This is a genomic window from Palaeococcus sp. (in: euryarchaeotes) (assembly GCF_053987695.1).
Genome location: NZ_JBMXHE010000027.1, coordinates 1 through 21,653 on the forward strand (window position 1 = coordinate 1; position 21,653 = coordinate 21,653).

Annotated in this window: 23 protein-coding genes and 1 tRNA gene; 11 read left to right on the plus strand and 13 right to left on the minus strand. The window is 45.4% G+C overall.

Going from position 1 to position 21,653, the window contains the following annotated elements:
• Nucleotides 1-229: 229 nt before the first annotated feature.
• The 4 genes from gltA to ACXJGZ_RS02175 form a co-directional block, all read right to left on the minus strand.
• The gene (gene gltA / locus ACXJGZ_RS02160; protein ID WP_456398196.1) at nucleotides 230-1,669 is read right to left on the minus strand and encodes an NADPH-dependent glutamate synthase; all 1,440 of its coding nucleotides are present in this window, start codon (nucleotides 1,667-1,669) and stop codon (nucleotides 230-232) included.
• Nucleotides 1,666-2,538, minus strand: coding sequence for a sulfide/dihydroorotate dehydrogenase-like FAD/NAD-binding protein (locus ACXJGZ_RS02165; RefSeq protein ID WP_456398198.1), 873 nt, complete (start codon nucleotides 2,536-2,538; stop codon nucleotides 1,666-1,668). The genes gltA and ACXJGZ_RS02165 overlap by 4 nt, the downstream gene beginning before the upstream one ends.
• 167 nt (nucleotides 2,539-2,705) lie before the next feature.
• Nucleotides 2,706-3,467, minus strand: coding sequence for a tRNA (adenine-N1)-methyltransferase (locus tag ACXJGZ_RS02170; RefSeq protein ID WP_456326742.1), 762 nt, complete (start codon nucleotides 3,465-3,467; stop codon nucleotides 2,706-2,708).
• A gap of 5 nt (nucleotides 3,468-3,472) precedes the next feature.
• On the minus strand, nucleotides 3,473-4,099 hold the full coding sequence (locus ACXJGZ_RS02175) for a DUF257 family protein (protein ID WP_456321147.1): 627 nt from the start codon (nucleotides 4,097-4,099) through the stop codon (nucleotides 3,473-3,475).
• Nucleotides 4,100-4,163: 64 nt separating this feature from the next.
• On the opposite strand from ACXJGZ_RS02175, the gene ACXJGZ_RS02180 reads away from it, so the two are divergent.
• On the plus strand, nucleotides 4,164-4,472 hold the full coding sequence (locus tag ACXJGZ_RS02180) for a signal recognition particle protein Srp19 (protein ID WP_293257858.1): 309 nt from the start codon (nucleotides 4,164-4,166) through the stop codon (nucleotides 4,470-4,472).
• Here ACXJGZ_RS02180 and ACXJGZ_RS02185 read toward each other — a convergent pair whose 3' ends face one another.
• The gene (locus ACXJGZ_RS02185; protein ID WP_293257861.1) at nucleotides 4,473-4,715 is read right to left on the minus strand and encodes an Lrp/AsnC family transcriptional regulator; all 243 of its coding nucleotides are present in this window, start codon (nucleotides 4,713-4,715) and stop codon (nucleotides 4,473-4,475) included.
• A gap of 341 nt (nucleotides 4,716-5,056) precedes the next feature.
• Between ACXJGZ_RS02185 and ACXJGZ_RS02190 the strand changes: the two genes are divergently transcribed.
• The 5 genes from ACXJGZ_RS02190 (at nucleotide 5,057) to ACXJGZ_RS02210 (ending at nucleotide 11,486) form a co-directional block, all read left to right on the plus strand.
• Nucleotides 5,057-7,222 carry an ABC transporter substrate-binding protein gene (locus ACXJGZ_RS02190; protein ID WP_456321146.1) on the plus strand — a complete coding sequence of 722 codons (2,166 nt, stop codon included), beginning with the start codon at nucleotides 5,057-5,059 and terminating at the stop codon, nucleotides 7,220-7,222.
• Nucleotides 7,223-7,360: 138 nt separating this feature from the next.
• A complete protein-coding gene (locus ACXJGZ_RS02195; protein WP_456321151.1) occupies nucleotides 7,361-8,362 on the plus strand; it encodes an ABC transporter permease in 1,002 nt (333 codons plus the stop codon).
• Between the two features lie 11 nt (nucleotides 8,363-8,373).
• Nucleotides 8,374-9,531: an ABC transporter permease gene (locus tag ACXJGZ_RS02200; RefSeq protein ID WP_456321145.1), complete on the plus strand. Its 1,158-nt coding sequence runs from the start codon at nucleotides 8,374-8,376 to the stop codon at nucleotides 9,529-9,531.
• Complete coding sequence (locus tag ACXJGZ_RS02205; RefSeq protein ID WP_293257873.1) at nucleotides 9,524-10,501, plus strand: ABC transporter ATP-binding protein; 978 nt, start codon at nucleotides 9,524-9,526, stop codon at nucleotides 10,499-10,501. Before ACXJGZ_RS02200 ends, ACXJGZ_RS02205 begins: the two co-directional genes overlap by 8 nt.
• A gap of 4 nt (nucleotides 10,502-10,505) precedes the next feature.
• On the plus strand, nucleotides 10,506-11,486 hold the full coding sequence (locus ACXJGZ_RS02210) for an ABC transporter ATP-binding protein (RefSeq protein ID WP_456326744.1): 981 nt from the start codon (nucleotides 10,506-10,508) through the stop codon (nucleotides 11,484-11,486).
• Here the strand turns inward: ACXJGZ_RS02210 and ACXJGZ_RS02215 are convergent.
• Nucleotides 11,476-12,036 (minus strand): hypothetical protein, encoded by a 561-nt coding sequence (locus ACXJGZ_RS02215; RefSeq protein WP_456326745.1) that lies wholly within the window; start codon nucleotides 12,034-12,036, stop codon nucleotides 11,476-11,478. The genes ACXJGZ_RS02210 and ACXJGZ_RS02215 overlap by 11 nt on opposite strands.
• Nucleotides 12,037-12,105: 69 nt before the next feature.
• On the opposite strand from ACXJGZ_RS02215, the gene ACXJGZ_RS02220 reads away from it, so the two are divergent.
• Nucleotides 12,106-14,268 (plus strand): ATP-dependent DNA helicase, encoded by a 2,163-nt coding sequence (locus ACXJGZ_RS02220; protein WP_456321240.1) that lies wholly within the window; start codon nucleotides 12,106-12,108, stop codon nucleotides 14,266-14,268.
• 33 nt (nucleotides 14,269-14,301) lie between these two features.
• Nucleotides 14,302-14,913, plus strand: coding sequence for a dephospho-CoA kinase (locus ACXJGZ_RS02225; RefSeq protein WP_456398202.1), 612 nt, complete (start codon nucleotides 14,302-14,304; stop codon nucleotides 14,911-14,913).
• Here the strand turns inward: ACXJGZ_RS02225 and ACXJGZ_RS02230 are convergent.
• Nucleotides 14,857-15,666, minus strand: a complete 810-nt coding sequence (locus ACXJGZ_RS02230; RefSeq protein WP_456398203.1) for a ZIP family metal transporter — start codon at nucleotides 15,664-15,666, stop codon at nucleotides 14,857-14,859. The genes ACXJGZ_RS02225 and ACXJGZ_RS02230 overlap by 57 nt on opposite strands.
• 75 nt (nucleotides 15,667-15,741) lie before the next feature.
• Here ACXJGZ_RS02230 and ACXJGZ_RS02235 point away from each other — a divergent pair, with 75 nt between their 5' ends.
• Entirely contained in the window at nucleotides 15,742-16,149 is a 408-nt protein-coding gene (locus ACXJGZ_RS02235; protein ID WP_293257287.1) for an RNA-binding domain-containing protein, read from the plus strand.
• A gap of 4 nt (nucleotides 16,150-16,153) precedes the next feature.
• Here ACXJGZ_RS02235 and ACXJGZ_RS02240 read toward each other — a convergent pair.
• The 3 genes from ACXJGZ_RS02240 to rlmD form a co-directional block, all read right to left on the minus strand.
• A tRNA-Gly gene (locus ACXJGZ_RS02240) sits at nucleotides 16,154-16,231 on the minus strand.
• 141 nt (nucleotides 16,232-16,372) lie between these two features.
• On the minus strand, nucleotides 16,373-16,801 hold the full coding sequence (gene lrpA, locus ACXJGZ_RS02245; protein WP_293257284.1) for an HTH-type transcriptional regulator LrpA: 429 nt from the start codon (nucleotides 16,799-16,801) through the stop codon (nucleotides 16,373-16,375).
• A 67-nt stretch (nucleotides 16,802-16,868) separates the two neighbouring features.
• The gene (gene rlmD, locus ACXJGZ_RS02250) at nucleotides 16,869-18,122 is read right to left on the minus strand and encodes a 23S rRNA (uracil(1939)-C(5))-methyltransferase RlmD (RefSeq protein ID WP_456326748.1); all 1,254 of its coding nucleotides are present in this window, start codon (nucleotides 18,120-18,122) and stop codon (nucleotides 16,869-16,871) included.
• A gap of 136 nt (nucleotides 18,123-18,258) precedes the next feature.
• Between rlmD and ACXJGZ_RS02255 the strand changes: the two genes are divergently transcribed.
• Nucleotides 18,259-18,468, plus strand: a complete 210-nt coding sequence (locus ACXJGZ_RS02255; protein WP_293257278.1) for a helix-turn-helix domain-containing protein — start codon at nucleotides 18,259-18,261, stop codon at nucleotides 18,466-18,468.
• Nucleotides 18,469-18,569: 101 nt separating this feature from the next.
• Nucleotides 18,570-19,580 (plus strand): tetratricopeptide repeat protein, encoded by a 1,011-nt coding sequence (locus ACXJGZ_RS02260; RefSeq protein WP_456398204.1) that lies wholly within the window; start codon nucleotides 18,570-18,572, stop codon nucleotides 19,578-19,580.
• A gap of 5 nt (nucleotides 19,581-19,585) precedes the next feature.
• Here the strand turns inward: ACXJGZ_RS02260 and ACXJGZ_RS02265 are convergent, their stop codons facing one another.
• The 3 genes from ACXJGZ_RS02265 to taw3 all read right to left on the minus strand — a co-directional run bounded on the left by ACXJGZ_RS02265 (nucleotide 19,586) and on the right by taw3 (nucleotide 20,735).
• Nucleotides 19,586-19,861, minus strand: a complete 276-nt coding sequence (locus ACXJGZ_RS02265; RefSeq protein WP_293257298.1) for an elongation factor 1-beta — start codon at nucleotides 19,859-19,861, stop codon at nucleotides 19,586-19,588.
• A gap of 10 nt (nucleotides 19,862-19,871) precedes the next feature.
• Nucleotides 19,872-20,045, minus strand: a complete 174-nt coding sequence (locus ACXJGZ_RS02270; protein ID WP_293257272.1) for a zinc finger domain-containing protein — start codon at nucleotides 20,043-20,045, stop codon at nucleotides 19,872-19,874.
• Nucleotides 20,046-20,126: 81 nt separating this feature from the next.
• Nucleotides 20,127-20,735, minus strand: a complete 609-nt coding sequence (gene taw3, locus ACXJGZ_RS02275; RefSeq protein WP_456398205.1) for a tRNA(Phe) 7-((3-amino-3-carboxypropyl)-4-demethylwyosine(37)-N(4))-methyltransferase Taw3 — start codon at nucleotides 20,733-20,735, stop codon at nucleotides 20,127-20,129.
• Nucleotides 20,736-21,653 lie beyond the last annotated feature (918 nt).

Below are 21,653 nucleotides of genomic sequence, written 5' to 3' on the forward strand. Positions count from 1 at the left end.
TTTTTCCCAAACTTATTCTCAAAAGGTTACGGCTCAGCTCCTACCTCTCATCATCCCTCAGATACCCTAGAGCTCTTCATCGCCTATGAAGTGCTTTTCTCAGAATGTTGATAAACCTTTTCGAAAGCTCCCGCCCCAGTAGTTAACTACCGGGGTGGTAGTTATCTACTTTGATATGAGACCGAAAAGAGGGAGGATTCAAAAGTTAACGAGTTAAAAAAAGAAAAGCTCAGGCGTTCTCGTCCCTCTTCTTCGTGAGGTACTCGTGGATTGCCTTTGCTGCTTTTCTTCCGTCCCCCATTGCCAGGATGACGGTCGCTTCACCTCTAATAGCATCTCCTCCAGCGAAAACACCCTCAATAGAAGTCATAAGATTCTCATCGACCTCAATAACTCCTCTCTTAACCTTCAATCCCGGTGTGCTCGCTATCAATTTATTGGCGGTCTTTCCAATGGCTATTACTACGGTATCTGCTTCAAGCGTCACATGTTTGCCCGTTCCAACGATTTTTCTCTTTCCTCTCGAATCGCGCTCTTTCAGAGGCTTCATCTTCTCAAACCTTACCGCCTTAACTCTGCCGTTCTCATCTCCAATGAACTCTACGGGATTAAGGAAGAACTCGAATTTAACGCCCTCCTCCTTGGCATGTTCCACTTCTTCCTCCCTTGCACTTACGTCTTCCTCTCCTCTCCTATAGGCTACAATTACCTCCGCGCCCAGTCTCCTGGCAGTTCTGGCGGCGTCCATTGCCGTGTTTCCCGCTCCAATCACTATGCCCTTCTTTCCAACTTTTACGGGGGTCTCATATTCCGGGAATTTATATGCTCTCATTAGGTTAACTCTCGTGAGAAACTCATTTGCCGAGTATATTCCATTAAGGTTCACACCGGGAGCGTTTATGAACCTTGGAGTCCCTGCACCACTTCCTATAAAAACAGCATCATACTCCTCCAGAAGCTCCTCCAAAGTTACGGTTCTCCCCACTATGTGATCCGTCTTTATCTCAACACCCAAGCGCCTGAGGGTTTCAAGTTCCTTTTTGACAACTGCCTTTGGAAGTCTAAATTCCGGAATCCCATACATCAAAACTCCACCCGCTTCGTGGAGGGCTTCGAATATTGTAACTTTGTACCCCATTTTTGCAAGCTCACCGGCTGCCGTAAGTCCCGCAGGGCCTGCCCCTATTATGGCGACCTTCTGAGACTTCCTCTCTATCTTGGGAACGATTTCGCTCAAAAGCTCATCATCAATTCCCTTCTCCCTTGCATAGTCTGCAACAAAACGCTCGAGCTTCCCAATGTTTATCTTATCCCCCACCTTACCCATCACACAGTTCATCTCACACTGGTCTTCCTGAGGACAGACACGCCCTGTGGTTGCGGGCAAGGTGTTGCATGCCCATATAACCCTTAGTGCTTCCTTTACAGCTTTGTCCGGGTCTTCCCTATATTCCCTAAGCTTTTTTATAAATCCTGGGATATCTATGTGAACGGGACATCCCTTTATGCACGGGGCATAATCATAAGGGCACTGCAGACAGCGCTCGGCTTCCTTTTGAGCAAGCTCAAATGTATAGCCGAGGTTAACTTCGTTGAAGTTGAATATCCTCTCTTTCGGGTCTTGCTCCGGTGTTGGGATTCTCTCCCTGATGAGTTTCCTAGCCATCATTGAGCACCCCCTTGAGCTTGGAGCTTTTTGAGGTATACTTCTAGGGCAAGCTTCTCCTTATCGCTGTAAAATCCACTTCTGTGAATCAGCTCATCCCAGTCCACCTTATAGGCATCAAAACCCGGTCCATCAATACACGCAAATTTAACCTCGCCCCCAACGTGGACCCTGCAGGCACCGCACATCCCCGTACCGTCAACCATAATTGGATGAAGATCCGATTCCATTGGAATCCCGTACTCCTTAACGATATTAAATATCATTTTCTGACCTCCTGCAGGGCCGACCGTAAAGACGAAATCTGGCTTTTCTTCCTCTATAAGCTCCTTAACCTTTTTAGCAGCCCGTTTGACGATCTCTTGAGTTATTTCGTCCATTCCCCATCCTTCTTTCAGATCAAAACCCTCAACTATGTGCTTTGAAACAGCACTCTCAAATTCTTCCCTTAAGAGCACCATTGGATTTGGAGAAACATGGAGTGTTATAACCTCATTTCCAAGCTCCTGCCATGCTCTGGCTATTGGAAATACCTCCACTATACCCGTTATCAGCCCAACGGCGAGTATTTTGCCAAACTTCTTCATGGGAGCTGGATTTCCGAGGGGGCCCGCAATATTCAATATGTAATCCCCTTCGTTTAGTTCCATGTTCATTCTGAGGGTTGTCCTCCCCCTGATGAAGGTTATGAGGGTTATCCATCCCTCTTCTCTATCCCATGTAACTGGTGTGAGGGGAATTCTTTCTCCATTTTCAAAGGCTCTCATTATAACAAACTGCCCGGGCTGGACTTTTTTAGCTATATGGGGGGCGTGAACTTTGTACATTATCTCATTCATTGCAAGTTCTTTCTTTTCGAGTATTTTATACATAATGTACACCTCCGTTCATGCGAACAAGTTTGGGCATCTACTTTGGTTTGAAACATTAGGTGTTTATAAAAGTATTGTAAACCAAAGGTTAAAAAGATCGAAAAAAATTCCATAAAAATACATTTTTCATGAAAAAATTAGGTAAAATAGGAGTATTATCAAAATCGCTACAGTTTTCTAAGAAATGTCAGGTATCCCGTGTGCGCAAGCATCCTTGTGCTCGGTCTAAAACAATTCTTTTTGACTTCCTGTTCTCGAACGAGGCACTCTATAGTCTTTGGTCTTGAAAAATGCTCTTTATATTCCCTTAAACGCTCGTAGAACCTGCTCACCTGGTTTGCACATGGAGTGTAGGCAACGAAAAAGCCGCCGGGCTTGAGAGAGTTTAGGGCGTGCTCCAGCACGTTTTCGGGTTGGGGCAGATCCAATATTATATGATCCACATCCTCCTCATCTATGCCCTCATATATGTCTTTAAGCTTTATTTCAACTCTATCTCCAAAACCACCCCATTCCAGGTTTTTCCGCGCTAGGTTCGCAAAATCTTCCCTTATTTCATAACTGACAATCCTTCCCTCCTTGCCCACGATATTTGCCAGGAACATTGTAAGCGCGCCGCTCCCAACTCCCGCTTCTATTATAAAATCGCCGGGAGAAATACCCGCATATGCCACTATCTGGGCTGCATCTTTTGGATGCACGGTTTGAGGTCCTCTCTTCATTTTTGCGAGGAAATCCACTATCCTTGGCTTCAGAATCTTGAACTCCTTATCCTTATGGCTTTTTATGCTTTCACCAAAATTCATTCCAATAAGCTCTCCGAGCTTTATTATGCCCAGGTCCGTGTGGAATTCATCTTCCCTTACTGTTAAGAGGTATTTCTTTCCTCTGGAATCTACGAGCAGAACTTTGTCCCCTTCCTTTATCATTAGAATCACCTGCGTATCTTTTTCTTGAGAACGGGCTCCCCTTCTCTCTTTATCTCTATGATGTGAGAAGCTATGTCTTCCATGATTGCGAGAGCTTCTTTTGGGAGCATGTCTCTGTTCAGGAAGTATATCGAAGACCAGTCCTCGACGGGAAGGAAGCTCCTCGTAGTCAGCAGGGTTTGAAGGGCTTTCTCCTTTCCAAAATAGATGTACTCAGAAACACCTATGCTCACAAAATAAAGTGGTTTTGTGCTTTCTTTCATGATTTTGTTTATGGAGAGATAATAGTTATCCAGAAAAATCTGGGTTTCGTAGGTTATAGGGATCTCATTGACAATTTTTCCATAGCTCGCCCTTCCGGGCCCTATCTTAACAACTTTGATGTTTTTTACTATCTTGAAGATTTTCCTGTATTCTGGCGGTTCTAATCTTCTCATATAGTTTCTGAACATTAAGTCACCTATTCCAAAGAAATCGTCTATGAGCACTGTATTTTCTCTTGATATTTCAGGGATGACCTCCCCCCACACTATCTCTTCCATTGGATAGCCGCTGGGATACTCGATAATAACGACATCACCGGTTTGAATCTCCTTTTGAATCACATTTTTGATGGAAACCATATCTCTCATCTCCAGGTATAAGTTCGATGCTAAACCTTTTTATTCTTATCTCCAATTTTTATTTGGTGGGAACATGAAGAGATTTGTGATATGGACAAACGAGCTTGATTCAAGGCTCTCAAAAAAGTATGGGAGAGAGGTCTCAAAAACACTTGCGGTTGATGCTCCCTCCGTTAAGGAGATTGTTGAAGCTATTAGATACCTGAATGTTAAAATAATTGATGTGGATGAAGAAAAGCTTAATCCAAGGCTTTCAGGACTCGTTGAAAATCTTAGAAGCAGAGGAATGCTAAAAGTTGAAAGTGATTATGGAAAATCAGAGACATTAAAACTAATAGCACAAAAGATTAGGGAACTTAGAAAACCCAAGAAGAGAAGGTAGTCACTCCTCTTCCACTTCTACCACTATTGCCGTTGTGGTGTCTATAACACCATCGATGTTGTGTATATCGTGGAGTATTTTTCTGGTTAACTCTCCCAGATCTGCGGCTTCTATGTGGACTATTGCATCATACGGTCCCGTTACTGCATCCGCTCTTATGACACCGGATATCGCTTTAACATCCTCCAATACCTTTTCAACTTTTCCAATTTCTACCGTCAACAAAACATATGCTCTTACCATCTACACCACCAAATTTGGTTGTCAAATATCTTTTTCTCTTTTTAGAATTTAAGGTTTTCGTAATTCTTGATATGCTCTTTTGAGGGAGTGAATTGTCATATTCGGTGATATATGGAATTGATATTACAATGTGTTCATTGTGGTATGTTAAAGTAGTCCTATGTATATTAACCATTTTTGATGAGTTTGAGTGATGGAACAGTTTTTATAGTATATATCACAATTTATCCAAAATTGCAGGTAATAAGCTTTATTTTGTGATATGCCTATTCGAGAATCGAAAGTTTTATTACCCCATTGCTATATAGAAATAGGTGCCCAATGTATTGGGAGGGGTATCGATGAAGAAGTCTGTACTAGCCCTGTTGTTAATAGGAGTTATGGCATTTGCCGTCGTGGCAAGTGGTTGTATAGGAGGCGGGGGTCAGACCACCCCGACGTCCACAGCATCTCCAACATCCACAGCATCTCCAACTTCCAGTGCAAGCCCGACACAAACCCAACCAACAAAAGCAATACACAAAACCGTCCTTTACGTAATTAATGACGATGCCATTGCAAGAATTAACCTGTTCCAGACGGGAACCGTTGATAACGTTGCAATTCCACCGGAGAGGATTAATGATGTTAAGGGATTAACATTCCAAGGTTACAATTCCGTTGTTAAGACGGACATACTGCAGCCAATTTTGACATTTATAGTCTTCAATACGCAGCGCGAGCCTTTTAACAATCCAAAGGTTAGAGAGGCACTGGCATATGCGATTCCATATGATCAAATAAGCCAGAACGTCTATTCCGGAAACTTAGAGAGGAACTGGGGACCAATTCCAAAGCCATGGCCAGGATACACCGAGTATGGAATAACGAAGTATGACTACAACATTGCGAAAGCCAAGCAAATGCTCCAAGAAGCTGGAGTTGACCCAAGCAAATACAAGATCGAGCTCATATACAACGCCGGAAACTCAGCTCGTGAGAAGATAATGACGATATTACAAAACGTCTGGAGCCAGCTTGGATTCCAGATAACGGTTTCAAGCTATGAGTGGCCAGTCTATTTGGGCAAGACAGAGAAAGGTGACTATGACGTATATGTCGTTGGTTGGGTGCCCGACTACCTAGACTCAGATAACTGGGTGGGTCCATTCCTATACGGCGCCACCAACTTCAAAGAGCTTAACGTCAAAGTTGACGCCACCGCAGACGACATAAGCTCAATGATGAGCAAGGCCGAAGTTATTGAAACCGATGATGGCGTCGTGGTTGTTGGTCCAAAGGGAAGCGGTGCGAGCGTTAGCCTCCCAAGTGGGAAGAAGGTTATAGCTGTTAGCTACGTTGTTGACGAGGAGAACACGCCATCTGTGAAGGAGTTAATGGAGCAGGGACAAGGATTCGGTGCAATCAACCCAGCATTCTTCAGGGATACTGATGTTGATGCCCTCGTTATCGCTGCAAGAAGGGAGACAGCCCCGGAGGTAAGAACGGAACTCTTTAAGGCACTCTACATAAAGGGCAACCAGCTGGTCCCAGAAGTTATCCTTGGACAGAACAGGCAGATGCGTGTCTACTGGGACTGGGTCAAGGGAAGATACTACCACCCAACATTCGCCGAGCGCTATGACTTAATATGGGAGGATCCCAAGGCACCGAGTGTTGATGTCGGTATTAAGGACTACAAGAACGATCCTAACACCTATGTTATAGGCACCATTGGATGGCCCGAGAGCTTTGACCCAGCAATGACCTATGAGACCTTTGGATGGGAAATCTGGCACGAGATCGGTGACACATTAGTAACCTACTGGAAGGAAGAGACCGAGAAGGTTACTCCAGACTTGGCAGTCGCATGGGCACACAATGAGGATGGTACAGAGTGGTACTTTGTCATTAGGGGTGGTGTTAAAGCCTACGACCCATGGAATGACAAGACCTATCCAATTGATGCAACGGATGTTGCATTCACCTTCTGGCGTGTTAAGAGGCTCGGTCACTCCGTTAGCTGGATGACCGGCTTCATGGATCTCGATAAATCACAGCCTCTCACAGAGCAGGAGTTTGAGAACGTTCTAAAGAGTGAGAAACTCATAGCGGACTACAACGGTAAGAGCATTGAAGTTAAGTCAATGAAGGACCTCCTCGATCTTTTCGGCTACAGCGGAGAGACCGCTGGAGTTTACAAGCTTGTACTACCAGACCCATACGCTCCAATCCTTGGAGTTGTTGCTGATCCATTCCTCTCAGTGCTTCCAGCGGAGTACCTCCTTGGGGACAAATACGATGAGGCAATGAAGGCAGCGGACAACGGTAAGAACCCGAAGGCATGGGAGGCTTATGTGCAGGAGGGCGAACAAGACCCAACCCACCAGCTCATACACAAGTATCCAGTTGGAACGGGTCCATACTACGTCAAGGAATACGAAGAGAACAGCTACATAGTTCTAGCACTCAACCCGTACTACTGGAACAAGGATCTTTGGGAGAAAGAGTATGGATACAAGCCTTGACTTTGAATTTCTTTTTCTTTTCTTTGATATTTTCGGCTATTGTTCACTGCACCTCTAAATTTGCTTGACGTATGTTTAGATACATTGATGATAAAATTTTTATACTTGTGAAATATCTCTCTCACCGGGGTGATAAAATTGGCAGAGCTGAAGAAGTTCTTGATAAGGAGAATACTGACCTTCCTGCCCACACTGATTGGTGTTACTTTGATAGTTTTTATAATAGCATATGTTATACCGGCGGACCCTGCAAGGGCATGGGCAGGTGGAGAGAAAGCATCTCAGGAAGCTATAGCTAGGATAAAAGCTCAATACCATTTAGATAAACCATGGTATGATCAATACTGGTTTTTGGTGAGTGGACTGGCAAAGAACACGCTCATAGATCCGAGAACATCGAATCCAGTTATGGATGATGTTGGAAAGCGATTTCCAAAGACCTTTGAGCTGGCGCTGGTGGCATTTTTCTTCGTGATACTTATTGGAGTTCCTTTGGGAATACTCTCGGCGTTGAAGAGAAATACCTGGGTGGACACGATAATCAGATTTTTTGCCCTCATAGGAGTTTCGACTCCTGTTTTCTGGCTTGGATATATTTTAATATTCGTGTTCTTCGTTAAGTTCCGATTGATAAATCTAGCAGGTTTCCCGGCCTATCCATCCCATCAGATAACCCATATACCGATGATAGATGCTCTTCTGACTGGAGAGTTCACTATATTTAAGCAGCACATTGGAAGGTTATGGCTGCCCGGTTTCGTTTTGGGGTTTCAGGGTGCAGGGGTCATAGCTAGATTTGTTAGGAATTCTTTCTTGGAGGCTCTGAGCAGCGACTACATAGAATTCTTGAAAGCAAAGGGTGTTCCAAAGCTCAAGGTTTACAGGCATGCGCTGAAGAACGCTTTAGTTCCAATCATAACTGTTTTGGGACTCCAATTTGGAGGACTTCTGGCAGGTGCTCCGATTACAGAGACTGTTTTTGGAATACCGGGGATGGGAAGATATGCCATACAAGCGATTCAAAACTTGGACTTTCCTGCTGTCGTGGCAGTGACCTTCATATTTGCATTGGTGTACGTAACCGCCAATCTGGTGGTGGATATACTCTACGCAGTCATCGATCCTAGGGTGAGATACTGAGGTGGTTGAAGATGCAGGAGGAATATAAAAAAGGCATTTTGGACAGGATTGCAGATTTTCTTGTAATTGCATTAGGATCTTTCATAAACATCTTCAAGAGGGACTGGAAGAAAAAGAATAAGTCCAAAATGGAAGAGTGGCGTTTGATGCTATATGCTCTTAACCGGTCACCCCCGGGATTGATTGGAGTGTTTTTGGTGCTGGTGTTCATATTCTTTGGAGTTTTCGGACCTAGGTTGGCACCATGGCCCTACAACTACTTCCCCTTCTTCGACAATGGAACCGCATATCTTGCACCCCCGGGAACTCAGGTTTACCTGCCCTCCCATGAGACCATAATGAGCCTGCACTTGGGTGCGGATCATTATGGAAGGGATTTGCTCAGCCTGTTGCTCGCCGGAGCCAGAACTTCCTTCGTCATCTCAATAGTCGTTATTGTGCTTGGAGTCCCCTTGGGAATTTTATTGGGTCTCATAGCGGGCTACTATGGAGGAAAAACGGATGAACTTGTGATGCGTATAACCGACATGTTTTTGGCATTTCCCGCCCTCATACTTGCCATCGCACTCTCGGCAGTGCTTCCAAACAGACTTCAGGCATTTATATCGAGCCATGCACATCTTCAGAGCTTCGTCTTATGGCTCTTTGGCTTGCACATGAGGGAGGCGGGAAACCTTGGAAGATTGCTTTCGGTTATACTGGCGATGATTATAGTGTGGTGGCCCGCTTATGCGAGAATAACGAGAGGTTCTACATTAACGGAGAAGGAAAACCTCTATGTTGAAGCCGCCAGGGCTATAGGATTGAGTTCATGGACCATAATGTTCAAGCATATTCTTCCCAACATAATAGGACCCATATTGGTCTACATAACTTTGGATTTTGGCAGTGTGATTTTGATGGAAGCAGGTCTAAGCTTCTTGGGCCTCGGTGCAACACCTCCAATAGCCGACTGGGGCAGGATAGTTTATGATGGTACTCAGTTCTTCCCCAAGGCATGGTGGCTCATAATCTATCCGGGCCTGGTGGTTATGCTCGTTGCTCTGGGATGGAACCTCCTCGGGGACACGCTTAGAGACATTCTGGATCCGAAGACGAGAAGAAGCATAGAGTTCAAGGTGAAGAAAACCAAGAAGATGGAGGAAAAGGAAGGTGAGGAGAATGCCTGAACCGATTTTGGAAGTTAGGGATTTAACGGTTCACTTTTACACCTATGCTGGAATAGTTAAAGCGATAGAGAGGGTTTCCTTCGATGTTTACAAGGGTGAAACATTTGCACTTGTGGGAGAAACAGGGTGCGGTAAGAGTGTTACATCGAGGGCACTCACCCAGCTTATTGAAAGTCCCGGGAGAATAGTTGGGGGTAAAGTAATATATCACTCAGACAAAGGACCGATTGATTTGCTCAAACTCAGTGAAGAGGAGATAAGGGAAATTAGAGGAAAAGAGATAGCTTACATCTTCCAGGATCCCCACGCCTCTTTGGATCCCCTCTATCAAGTTGGATATCAGATAGCCGAGGCCATGGTAGTTCACAACACCGTCAAGGACTTAAAGGAAGGTCTTCAAAGGGCTTTGAGCATTTTGAAGAGGGTGCTGATACCCGACCCCGAGAGCAGGATAAAGAACTATCCCCACGAAATGAGCGGTGGTATGAAGCAGCGTGTTGTTATAGGGACGGGATTAACGAACAATCCAAAGGTTCTCATAGCGGATGAGCCGACGACAGCTCTGGACGTTACGGTTCAGGCACAGATCTTGGATTTGATGAACAAGCTCAAGAGGGATTATAACACAACCCTAATCTTGATCACACACAATATGGGTGTGGTCGCTGAAATGGCGGATAGGATTGCTGTAATGTACGCGGGTAAAATTGCGGAAATTGGCACAGCGGAACAGATATTTAAAAATCCATTACATCCATACACTCAGGGTCTTTTGAAAGCCGTTCCAAATCCAATGAAGAGAATAGAGAGATTGGATGCCATACCGGGAACAGTGCCGAACTTAATTACACCACCTTCAGGGTGTCGCTTCCATCCGAGGTGCCCCTTTGCAAAGGATATATGCAAGCAGAAGGTTCCCGAGCTCAAGGAAATTGAGGATGGTCATTTCGTAGCATGCCATTTGTATTGAGGTGATGAAATTGGAGCCGATACTTCAGGTTAGGAATCTTAAAAAATACTTCCCGGTTAAGGGGTTATTCTTCACAAAAGGACATGTGAAGGCTGTGGATGACATAAGCTTTGAGATAAGGAGAGGAGAAACCTTTGGACTGGTTGGAGAGAGCGGGTGTGGTAAAACAACGACGGGAAGGACAATACTTCGGTTAATAGAACCAACAGATGGAGAGGTCATATTCCAGGGAAAAAACATCATGGAGCTAAAGGGAGATGAGATGAAGTGGTTCAGGAGAAAAGCTCAAATTATGTTTCAGGATCCCTATTCCTCCTTGAACCCAAGACAAACGGTCTTTGAGGTCATAATGGAACCCGTACGTTTCCACGGGATTCATGTCGATGATCCTGAAGAGTTCGTCATAAAGCTTCTTGAGAGCGTAGGTCTCAATGAGATGCACCTCTACAGATATCCCCACGAGTTCAGCGGTGGTCAGAGACAGCGTATTGCCTTGGCAAGGCTCTTGGCACTGAGACCCGAGTTCATAGTTTTGGATGAGCCAACATCAGCTTTGGATGTTTCGGTTCAGGCTAACATATTAAACACGCTCAAGGATATCCAGAGGGAGTTTGGATTCACTTACCTCTTCATATCCCACGATCTTGGAGTTGTTAAGTACATGAGCCACAGGATGGGGGTCATGTATCTTGGAAAGCTCGTGGAGGTAGGACCTTCGGATGAAATATTTGAGAAGCCTCTACACCCCTATACCCAGTTGCTGCTTTCAGCAATACCCGTCCCCGATCCGGAGCTTGCAAAGGAGCTCAAAGCCAAGAGAATGAAGGTTGAGGGAGAGCCTCCAAGCCCGATCAATCCTCCGAGCGGGTGTCGCTTCCATCCAAGATGCCCCTTTGCAAAGGATATATGCAAGAAGCAGGAACCTCCTTTGATGGAAGCTGAAAAGGATCACTATGTCGCCTGCTGGCTCTACTCTAAAGCTTGAGGGCTTTCCTAAACCCTTCATCTATTTTTAGAAGTGATGTATAAATCCTGTCAATTTCCCCTTTCTCGTTTCTTATTTCCCCGCCTTCCACTCTGATCACATAATAGGCATACCCCTTTGGTATGATGATTACGTCGCCGAGCTTACCCGCATTTTTAACTCCAAGAACCCTCTGAAGTATGCTTAAAGATAGCATGGCTTCTCTGCTCGCCGAGCTAAGCTTCTCATCCTCTTCTAAATGCCTGCGAAAGCCGGTGGGAATCCCCAAAAACCTCCATAGATTCCATCTTCTCATGTGCCTCAATCTCTCATCAAAGGTCTGTCCTGAAATTTTTGCTACTTCATAAAATAGGCTCTTGAGGAAGTTCTCGAGCTCTTCCTCCTTTAGAAGGGGCTCCAGAGAACCTTCGGGAAAGGCCCTCGGAAAGTCTGTTCTCCTTATGAGCGTGCTGATCCTCTCAATCTTCTCCAATTTTTTTGAGAAGTAGGCATCTATGGCGTACTCCTCTCCATGAACTTCGAAGATTATGAAGGGAATCTTAATCTCCATGTGCTCACCATCCCTAGTTCGGGGAAAGAGCTAAAAAACTTTGCTTAGATGTATAAGAAGAGTGATATCATGAGGATTGAAGAGCTTTCTGTGGACGAACGTATAATAAGAGCCTTGAAGGAGAGGGGCATTGATGAGCTCTACCCACCTCAAGCGGAGGCGTTGAGGAGTGGTGTGCTTGAAGGAAAGAACCTGATCCTTGCTATTCCAACAGCATCTGGAAAGACGCTGGTTGCCGAGATTGTAATGCTCAACAAGCTTTTTAAAGAGGGAGGAAAAGCAGTTTACCTCGTTCCGCTCAAAGCCCTTGCAGAGGAGAAATATAGGGAATTCAAGGTGTGGGAGAGGTTTGGTGTTGGTGTGGCTCTCTCCACAGGGGATTACGACAGCGGTGATGAATGGCTCGGGAGATATGACATAATAATCGCAACATCTGAAAAGTTTGATTCCCTTCTAAGACACAAACCCCGGTGGATAAGGGATGTGAATCTTGTTATAGCCGATGAAATTCATCTTCTGGGCTCCTTTGACAGGGGGGCGACCCTTGAGATGATCCTATCCCACATGGTCGGAAGGGCTCAGATCCTCGGGTTAAGCGCCACGGTTGGAAATGCGGAGGAACTGGCGGAATGGCTAGATGCGGGTCTTGTTATGAGCGATTGGAGACCCGTGAAGCTTAGGAAAGGGGTTTTCTACAACGGGAGCGTGATATGGGAGGATGAGAGCACTCAGAAGTTTGATTTAACGTGGGATTCTCTCGTGATTGATGCAATAAAGAGGGGGAAGCAGGCTCTGGTTTTTGTGAATACCCGACGTAGCGCCGAAAGAGAAGCTCTAAGGCTCAGCAAGAAGGTCAAAAAGCTTCTAACCAAAGCCGAGCAGAGGGTTTTGAAATCCCTCGTGGAGGAAATTGAGAGCAACCCGACGAATGATAAGGTCAGGGAAGCTCTGATAAACGGGGTAACCTTTCACCATGCCGGGCTTGGAAGGAAGGAGAGAACTTTAATCGAGGATGCTTTCAGAGAGGGGATAATCAAGGTGATAACAGCAACACCAACCCTTGCCATGGGGGTAAATACTCCCGCGTTTCGTGTTATAATCCGCGATACCAAGCGTTACTCCTCCTTTGGATGGATGGATATACCCGTTTTGGAGATCCAGCAGATGCTTGGGAGGGCCGGGAGACCCAAATACGACAGGGAAGGAGAGGCCATAATAGTTGCAAAGGAAAGCGAGGACCCCATGGAAGTTTTTAAGAAATATGTTGTTGGAAAACCTGAAAATCTCTTTTCAATGCTCTCAAATGAGAGCGCATTTAGAGGTCAGGTCCTTGCTCTGATAACTAACTTTGGAGTGGAAACATTCGGAGAGCTCGTGAAATTCTTGGAAAAGACCTTCTTCTACCACCAGCGCAGGAATCTGGCACTTCTTGAGGAGAAAGCCAAGAAAATAGTTCATTTCTTCTTTGAGAACGGTTTCATTGATATAGATCTTGAGGATCGCTTTATGCCCCTGCCCCTTGGAATAAGAACATCCCAGCTCTATGTGGATCCGCTCACGGCAAAGCGCTTTAAAGATGCCCTTCCCAAGATTGAGGAGAATCCAAATCCCCTCGGAATTTTCCAGCTCCTTGCCTCCTCACCGGATTTGAACACCCTGAGGGTTAAGAGGAAGGAGTTGGATGATCTTGTGGATTATGCCTATGAAATGGAGGATAATCTGTATTTTAACATTCCCTACTACGGGGATTATGAGTTTGATATTTTCATGGGGCAGCTCAAAACTGCCAGGATGCTTTTGGACTGGATAAATGAGGTGAGGGAGGATAAAATCCTTGAGAGCTATGGAATTGACAGCGGGGATCTTTACCGGGTTCTGGAACTTGCTGATTGGCTCCTCTATTCGCTGGTTGAAATTTACAAGCTCTTTGAGCCCAAAAAAGAAATTTTGAGATTTTTAGAGGATCTGAGGCTCAGGGTCAAGCATGGTGTTAGAGAGGAGCTCCTAGAGCTCGTCAGGCTTCCAATGATCGGTAGAAAGAGAGCTAGGGCGCTCTATCTTGCGGGATTCAGAAATGCTGGGGATATCGCAAAGTCAGAACCTGCCAAACTTTTAAATATTGAGGGCATTGGCGTCGGTGTTTTAAGGGAGATTTACAAGAGCCTCGGAGTCGAAAGAAAGCTCTCAAAGGAAAAGCCTAAAAAGGGAACTCTCGATGCTTTCCTCAAATGAGTTAATATGCTGGAATAGGGGGAGTGGGCTGAGATGATAATATGTGTCGTGGGAATGCCCGGTTCGGGGAAAGGAGAAGTTGTCAAGGTGTTCAGGCGCTTTGGAGTTCCTCATGTGAACATGGGCGATATTGTGAGGGAGGAAGCGAGTAAAAGAGGTATCCCGAGAACCTCCGAAGGTATGAGGAGGGTCAGCATACAGCTCAGGCAGGAGCTGGGTGATAATGCCGTTGCGAAGCTGTGCATTCCCAAGCTAAAGGAGCTTTTGGAGGGGCATGAGAAGGTTGTTGTGGATGGGGTGCGTTCTCTTGATGAAATAAGGACTTTTAGGGATGCTTTTCCAGAGGAAACAATAGTGGTCATAGGTGTCCATTCATCACCAAAAAAGCGCTTTGAACGACTGAGCCGGAGAGGAAGGAGCGATGACCCGAGCACGTGGGACGAATTTGAAGCCAGAGACTGGAAGGAGCTCAAGTTTGGAGTGGGTGAGGTCATGGCTCTTGCGGATTACCTCCTCGTAAATGAGGATAGTTTGGATGAGTACAGGATGAGAATACTCCAGCTTGCAAAAGAGCTGGGGATATTGAAGCTACCCAAGCATGGAATCAAGGAACAGCATCACGTAGAAACCGAGAAAGAAGCCTAGGGTTATCAGAGTTTCATTCTCCTCTTTTCTGTAGATCTCCGGTATCATCTCTTTGACCGTAACATAGAGCATTGCTCCACCGGCTAGACCTAATCCATAGGGCAGGAGCCAGTGGAAGGAAGTGAAGAAAAATGCCCCCAGAAGTGCCATTACCATCTCGGCGACCCCACTTAAAATTCCCATCATTATCGGCTGGAGTCTCTTCTTTTGAAGAACCGCCAATGGAAGGGAGACTATGGTGCCTTCCGGAAAATCCTGAATTCCAATGGCTATGGCCGTCACCAGCCCCGTGTGGATATCATAAACTATGGAAGTCCCAACGGCCAGCCCTTCGGGAAGGTTGTGGATTATGACTGCAAAAACTATGAGCCACACCACCCTTATTTTATCCTTGAACTCCTTTGGTCCCTCATAACCTTTAACGAGATGCTCGTGCGGGATCAGGGTGTCTATTGCATATATGAGGAGGACTCCAAGGGCAATTCCAATTCCAGCTGGAAGGAAAGATTTAGAGGCTTCAATTCCCGGGAGTATCAGGCTCGTGAATGATGCCACAATCATAACCCCCGCTGCGAAGGAGAGGCTAACTTCTACACTCCAATCCGGGAGCTGTTTTGCAAATATTGCTACTAGAGAACCCAAACTCGTCATTAACGCCACAAAAACCCCTGCATAAAAAACTACGAGCATTAAACTTCCGCCCGATATTGAGAGAAGGTACGTGCTGAGCTGGGTTATAAAGTTTTCTAACATTATTAGGACACCCTAAAAAATATGAGAGCAATTGTTTATAAGGGTTTTTGTGGAGGTCTTCCAGGGGTGAGAGACATGTTCGAGGAAATTGAGGTTGAGGCTTATGTTTATCCCACTGAAGACTTGGGGAAGGTTAAAAGGGCTATGCTGAATCTAATCCCGGAGCTTGAGTTTGATGCCTTTGATAGAGGGGAGTATATACTTCTGACTGGAAAAACACGGAACAAAAAGGCACTTCAAAGGCTCTACGAGCTCTTCAGAGGCCAGGCCATACTTGACACAGCGAGGCTTATGCTTGAGGAGGGAACATTTGGAGAGGAGATAATCTTCAAGGTGCACAAGCAGGTGGCTTATGCTGGAAAGGTCAACTTCAATGAGGAGTCTCCCCTTGGTCCCATAACCATAATCATACGCACAAAGGATCCATACCGTCTTATAAAATGGCTCGCTCCAAGAACCAAGGATGGGGTACCAATTGAATAAAGAATGGTGCGGTAGCCGGGATTCGAACCCGGGTTACCGGCTTGGGAGGCCGGTGTCCTAGACCAGGCTAGACTACTACCGCTCACTTCATTACTAATCCAGAAATGGTTTAAAAGCTTTATCCTAAAAGGGGCGTGTTTGGCTTCATCGGGTGTCATAACAACTATCAAAAAGCGGGAACAAAACCAAATAAAAGCCTCCCAAAAACTGTGAATCAAGAAGCTCATTTGAGCTTCTCCAAAATTATTGCTGGGCAGACCTTCGTAACTCCATCAAGTTTTCCAATCTTGTTGGAGATTATGTCAGCTAGGTCCTCACCATCCCTTGCCCAAACTTCAGCCATTATCATATGATCTCCACTAGTGAGATATAGATCCTTAACAAACTCAAAGCTCTTGAGCTTCTCGGCAACCGTAAATATCTTTTCGGGTAGTGTATCAACTCCCGTTAGGCTCACCAAGGTGTAACCAAGTTTTGATGGGTTTATCTTGACATGATATCCTTCTATAACTCCTTTCTCTTCAAGTCCCTTCACCCTCTTTCTGACCGCTGTTTCGCTGATTCCAAGGACTTTAGCAATCTCTGTGAAGGGTGTCCTTGCATCTTTGGAAAGCATTTCCAGTATTATTTTATCCCTCTCGTCGACTGTCATTTTCTCACCTCAAGGATGTTTTGTACCTTTTAGTATATTAGCTTTTTGAACCTTTCGGTCTCGAACTTCAAACTTTTAACCTTAACTGAATCACAACCTCAACGTGGGGGGTGTGCGGAAACATGTCAAATGCTTCACTTTCCACTATTTCATATTGTTCTCTTAAGGTGCTCAGATTTTCGGATAGGGTTTTTGGATTGCATGAAACATAGACTATGTTCTCAGGTTTATCCTTCAAAATCTTTTTTATGAGCTTTGGATGGAGACCCGCCCTTGGGGGATCCACTACAACAGTATCATAGCTTCTAAGGCTTTCAACCTCCTTATCCTCTCCAACCTTGAATGATGCTTCCACATCGTTGAGCTCAACGTTTCTTCTGGCCATCTCGACGGCGAATGGGTTAACCTCAACGCCCTCCACCTCGAACCCTTTCTTGGCGAGATAAACCCCGAATGTTCCAACACCCGAATAGAGGTCAAGAACTTTCGTACCTTCCACAAATTCGCTGACTTTCCTGACCAGATTAACGGCTTGATATGAGTTTGTCTGGAAGAAGCTGTTTGGATGGATGAGGTATTTGACACCATCCAGCTCTTCCCTTATGAACTCCCTTCCCCAGAACTTCACGGGTTCTCCGTAGGAGACATCGCTCTTTGTATCATTGATGCTCCAGTATATTGAATCCGCAAAGGGGAAATATTCCTCAACATCTTCTGGCAGGGAGCCCCTATCCGTGAGGAGGCTTACCATGAACTCTCCGGTGAACTTGCCCTCCCTCAGGACCATGTACCTTAAAAAGCCCTGTGCTTTTTTCAAGTCCCATGGTTGCAGCTTGAAGTCTTCCATGAATTCTCTCAGACCTTTTAGGGCTCTCCCACTCTTCTCCCCGAAGACCTCGCATCCATCTATATCCACCGTATCCCACCATGTTCCTCTTCTCCTAAATCCGATCCCCTGAGGAGTTATAACTAGGTCAATCCGGTTTCTGTGTCCGTAAATCTTCGGAGAAGGCACTATGCTCATTTCAATGCCCAGAGTATCCTTTAATTTTTCCCTTTTAAATTCAAGCTGCTTTTCATAGGGTATGTGCTGGAGCAGACACCCGCCGCATACTCCAAAATAGGGACATTTTGGTTCCATCCTCTCCCCGGAGTATTCCAGAATCTCATAATCATGAGCTATTAGCTTCCTCTTTTTCCTGTGCCATTTCCTGATTTCGACAACATCCCCAGGTGCAGTGAAGGGTACGAGTATTTTCCTTTTTCCAGCCTCTGCAATTCCAAATCCTTCATGGCTCAGTTCTCGGATCTCTGCTCTCATAACTTGGGGTTTATGCAAGGGTCTTATAAATATGAGTGGAACATTTATGTACATTGCAGTTAATTTTTGGCATTATGTCAAGAAGTACTCAGCAATGTTTATTAATCTGCAATGCGTATATATGAATGGTGTTTCTATGAGGGGCAGAGAAAGGATATATCATCTTCTGGCCGTTAAAAAGAAGGCCGTAACACTCCAGAAATTGAGTGAGGAGCTCGATACTCCAATGCCCTACCTCTTTAGAACCGTTAAACGATTAGAATCGGATGGCCTGGTTGAAGTCTTCTACGGAAAGGAGAAAGCTCACATAATGGTTAAAGCCAGAACCATAGATGATTATATGTGATTTCTTCCCTTCTTTTTGATATTGCCCTAAAGTTATTGGGATCCTTTTTCAATCCATTAGATTTTTAACCCTTCTGCCAGAGTCACTCTTGGTGAGAAAATATGAAGGAATTCTGGGATGCAATTGAGAAAAAGGACTGTGAAAAGGTGCTTGAGCTCCTGGATGATTATCTTGAGCAGGTTGAAGACGAAGAAGAGCTCATGCGGGCAGCAAAGACTTTGGAGGGTCTCGCCATTGAATGCCGGAGCTATGATCTGGCGCATGAAATAGCACACTTATATGCTCATATGGGGGAGGAGGACATTTTCCGTCCCTATAGGGGGATACTCGAGAAATCCAAGGGGGATATTGAGGCGTGTGCGGAGGCTCTCTATCACCTTGCGGAGGCATATGAACACTTTGGTTTTCCGGAGGAGGCTGTAAGAAGTTACGAGGAGCTTTTGAAGATGGAGGAGGACGAGCTCGAGCGGGCGCTCACGCTGGCACACATGGCACTTGCATACGAGGAAATGAACGAACTGGAGAAAGCCATCGATTTCATGGAGAAAGCTAAAGGAGCATTTGAGAAGCTCAAAGATGAGACAAACTATCTCGTGAGCCTCGTTGACCTTGCGCACTTCTACTATGGGGCAGGAATGGATGAAAAGGCGGAGGAATATATCAAAGAGGTCTTAAAGAGCCCCAGGGGCACGGAGATAGATGTAAACGCTCTCTTGGTCGAATCTGAGATCTATGCCGGTAGGGGGGAGTACAAAAGAGCCTTTGGGAATATAAGCAAGGCGATGCTCCAGGCTCTCGAAGCGGAGGATGAAAATCTCTTCCTCTTTGCATTTGACACTCTGTTGAACTTTCTCGATGAAATGTTCGCGGAGAAGGAGTTCAGAGGAATCTATGAAAACGTAGGAATTCTAGTAGAAGCTTTCGAGGATTTGAATAAGGATTATGGAAACTTCTTCAAAGCTCTCGGAGAGCTTGCAAGGTTCAAAGAAGGCCAGGAAGATGCAAAGGAGAGATTTGAAGAGATATACTCCTCAATAGAAGATGAGGAGCTCAGAGAAATTCTGGATGAATTCAAAGAAAAGGGCATTAAATTTTTAAATGTGGGGCTCTAAGCCCCTCAAATCCTTGTAACCGTGGTCACTTCAGCGCTTTCAACATCATCTATCTTTGCAAACTCTTCTGCGACTGCATCTAGGGAGTATCCTTCCTCGTCCTTTCCGAGTATGTAGACGTTCAAAGCAACCAATCCGAAGGCTATTGGCTCCCTCTCAATCTTCTGGAAGCCGAACTTCTCTGGGATTGCAGCCTTGATCTTCTCCTCGAGCTCATCCAGGTTGACATCCGGGCTCGTGGGCATTACCTTAATAATTCCTACCAGATTGAAATCCGCCATTTTCACCACCTCATGGTCCTTCCCATCCGCACTTGGGGCATTTGTATGTTACCCCTAAAACGCGGCAGCTTTCACATCTCCATATAACCTCCTCGCCACAGTTGGGGCAGAGGAAGTGTGTTGCCTTTTCCCTTGGTGTTATCTCTTTTCCGCATGATGTACAAACTGGCACTTTTACCTCCATTCAAACCACCTCCAAGAAATGAGGTTTTTAATTACCGTGATTTCTATTTGGATTTAGGACAACCTTTTATAAATCTTACTCTTATTGCTTATTCCCATCTATGAGTCTCTCAATTTCTCCCTCGAGCTTCGAGAGTTTTCCCTTAGCCCTCCTCAGCTGCCTGTTGGCCATGCCCACAATCTTCACCAGATACTCCTCATCCACCCATATTTCACCGTTCTCTCCGAGGGGGATATCCAAGCGCTCTGTGGAATAAAGCTCTACGAGCAGCTTTTTATGGCTCACGCTCTTTATGCTTGAATTTTTAAAGCCGCTGTGTATTCCCAGGTTTAGAAGCCTAACCGCGTCCTCCAGGCTCCTTGAAGCCACATGAAGAATCGGGCTGTGGAGCATGAACCATATCATCCCCTCCTCGTGCTTCTCAATGGCTTTCTTGACCTCTTCCATAGATACTTCCCGATGCCATTTTCCAAGCCATTTGGCGTTTAATTTATCCCCAAACTCAGGCATCTCCATAACCACGATTCTCCCCGAGCATGAGGAGGTTGTGAAATAGTTTTCTAGGGAGTTTATCTTCTCCAGAAGGCTTATTATATCCTCATCCACGAGATTTTTTCTTAGAGCATCCTCAAGCTTTTCCATCGCAATTTTCTTCTGAAGCTCGAAGTTTCTTTCGTATAAGTATGACATGTTAGAAGGAAAAGACGGGGAGTTTAAAAAATTTTTCATCTCTCTGGGAGCGTTATTCTGTTTTCTCCCTGTCATCCCCCAGAACTCCCCAAGTTCCCCTCCACTCCAGCAACCCCCCAGAAGAACAGGATAACCCTTCAGGAACCCCCTCAGAACGAAACCTGAATTCTAACAGTGATTCTGAAGGATTGCTGAGTAAGGGGGTAACTTAGGGGGTTCAGAAGGATTCCAGAAAAATAATCCGAAGCCTCCCCCAGTTTCAATTCTCCTAGAGTCTTACGTGGCTGGGAGCATTATTCTGTTTCTCTGCTGTCATCTTTCTGAGCTCCCCAAGTTCCCCTCCACTCCAGCAACCCTCCCAGAAGAACAGAATAACCCTCAGGAACCCCCTCAGAACGAAACCTGGATTCTACCAGTGATTCTGGAGGAATGCTGGGTAAGGGGGGTAACTTAGGGGGTTCAGAAGGATTCCAGAAAAATAATCCGAACCATCCCCCAGTTTCAATTCTCCAAGAGTCTTATTGGAACGGGCGACCATTGGGAGGTCGAGGCTTATGAGCTTTTGTGTTTCAATTCTCCAAGAGTCTTACGTGGCTGGGAGCATTATTCTGTTTCTCTGCTGTCATCTTTCTGAGCTCCCCAAGTTCCCCTCCACTCCAGCAACCCCCCAGAAGAACAAAATAACTCTCAGGAACCCCCTCAGAACAAAACCTAGATCCTAACAGTGATTCTGAAGGAATGCTGAGTAAGGGGGTAACTTAGGGGGTTCAGAAGGATTCCAGAAAAATAATCTGAAGCCTCCCCCAGTTTCAATTCTCCTAGAGTCTTATTGGAACTTCCGCTTGCACCAACGCTTATAGCATCATCCATCTTGGTTTCAATTCTCCAAGAGTCTTATTGGAACGCGGGAGCTTGCCG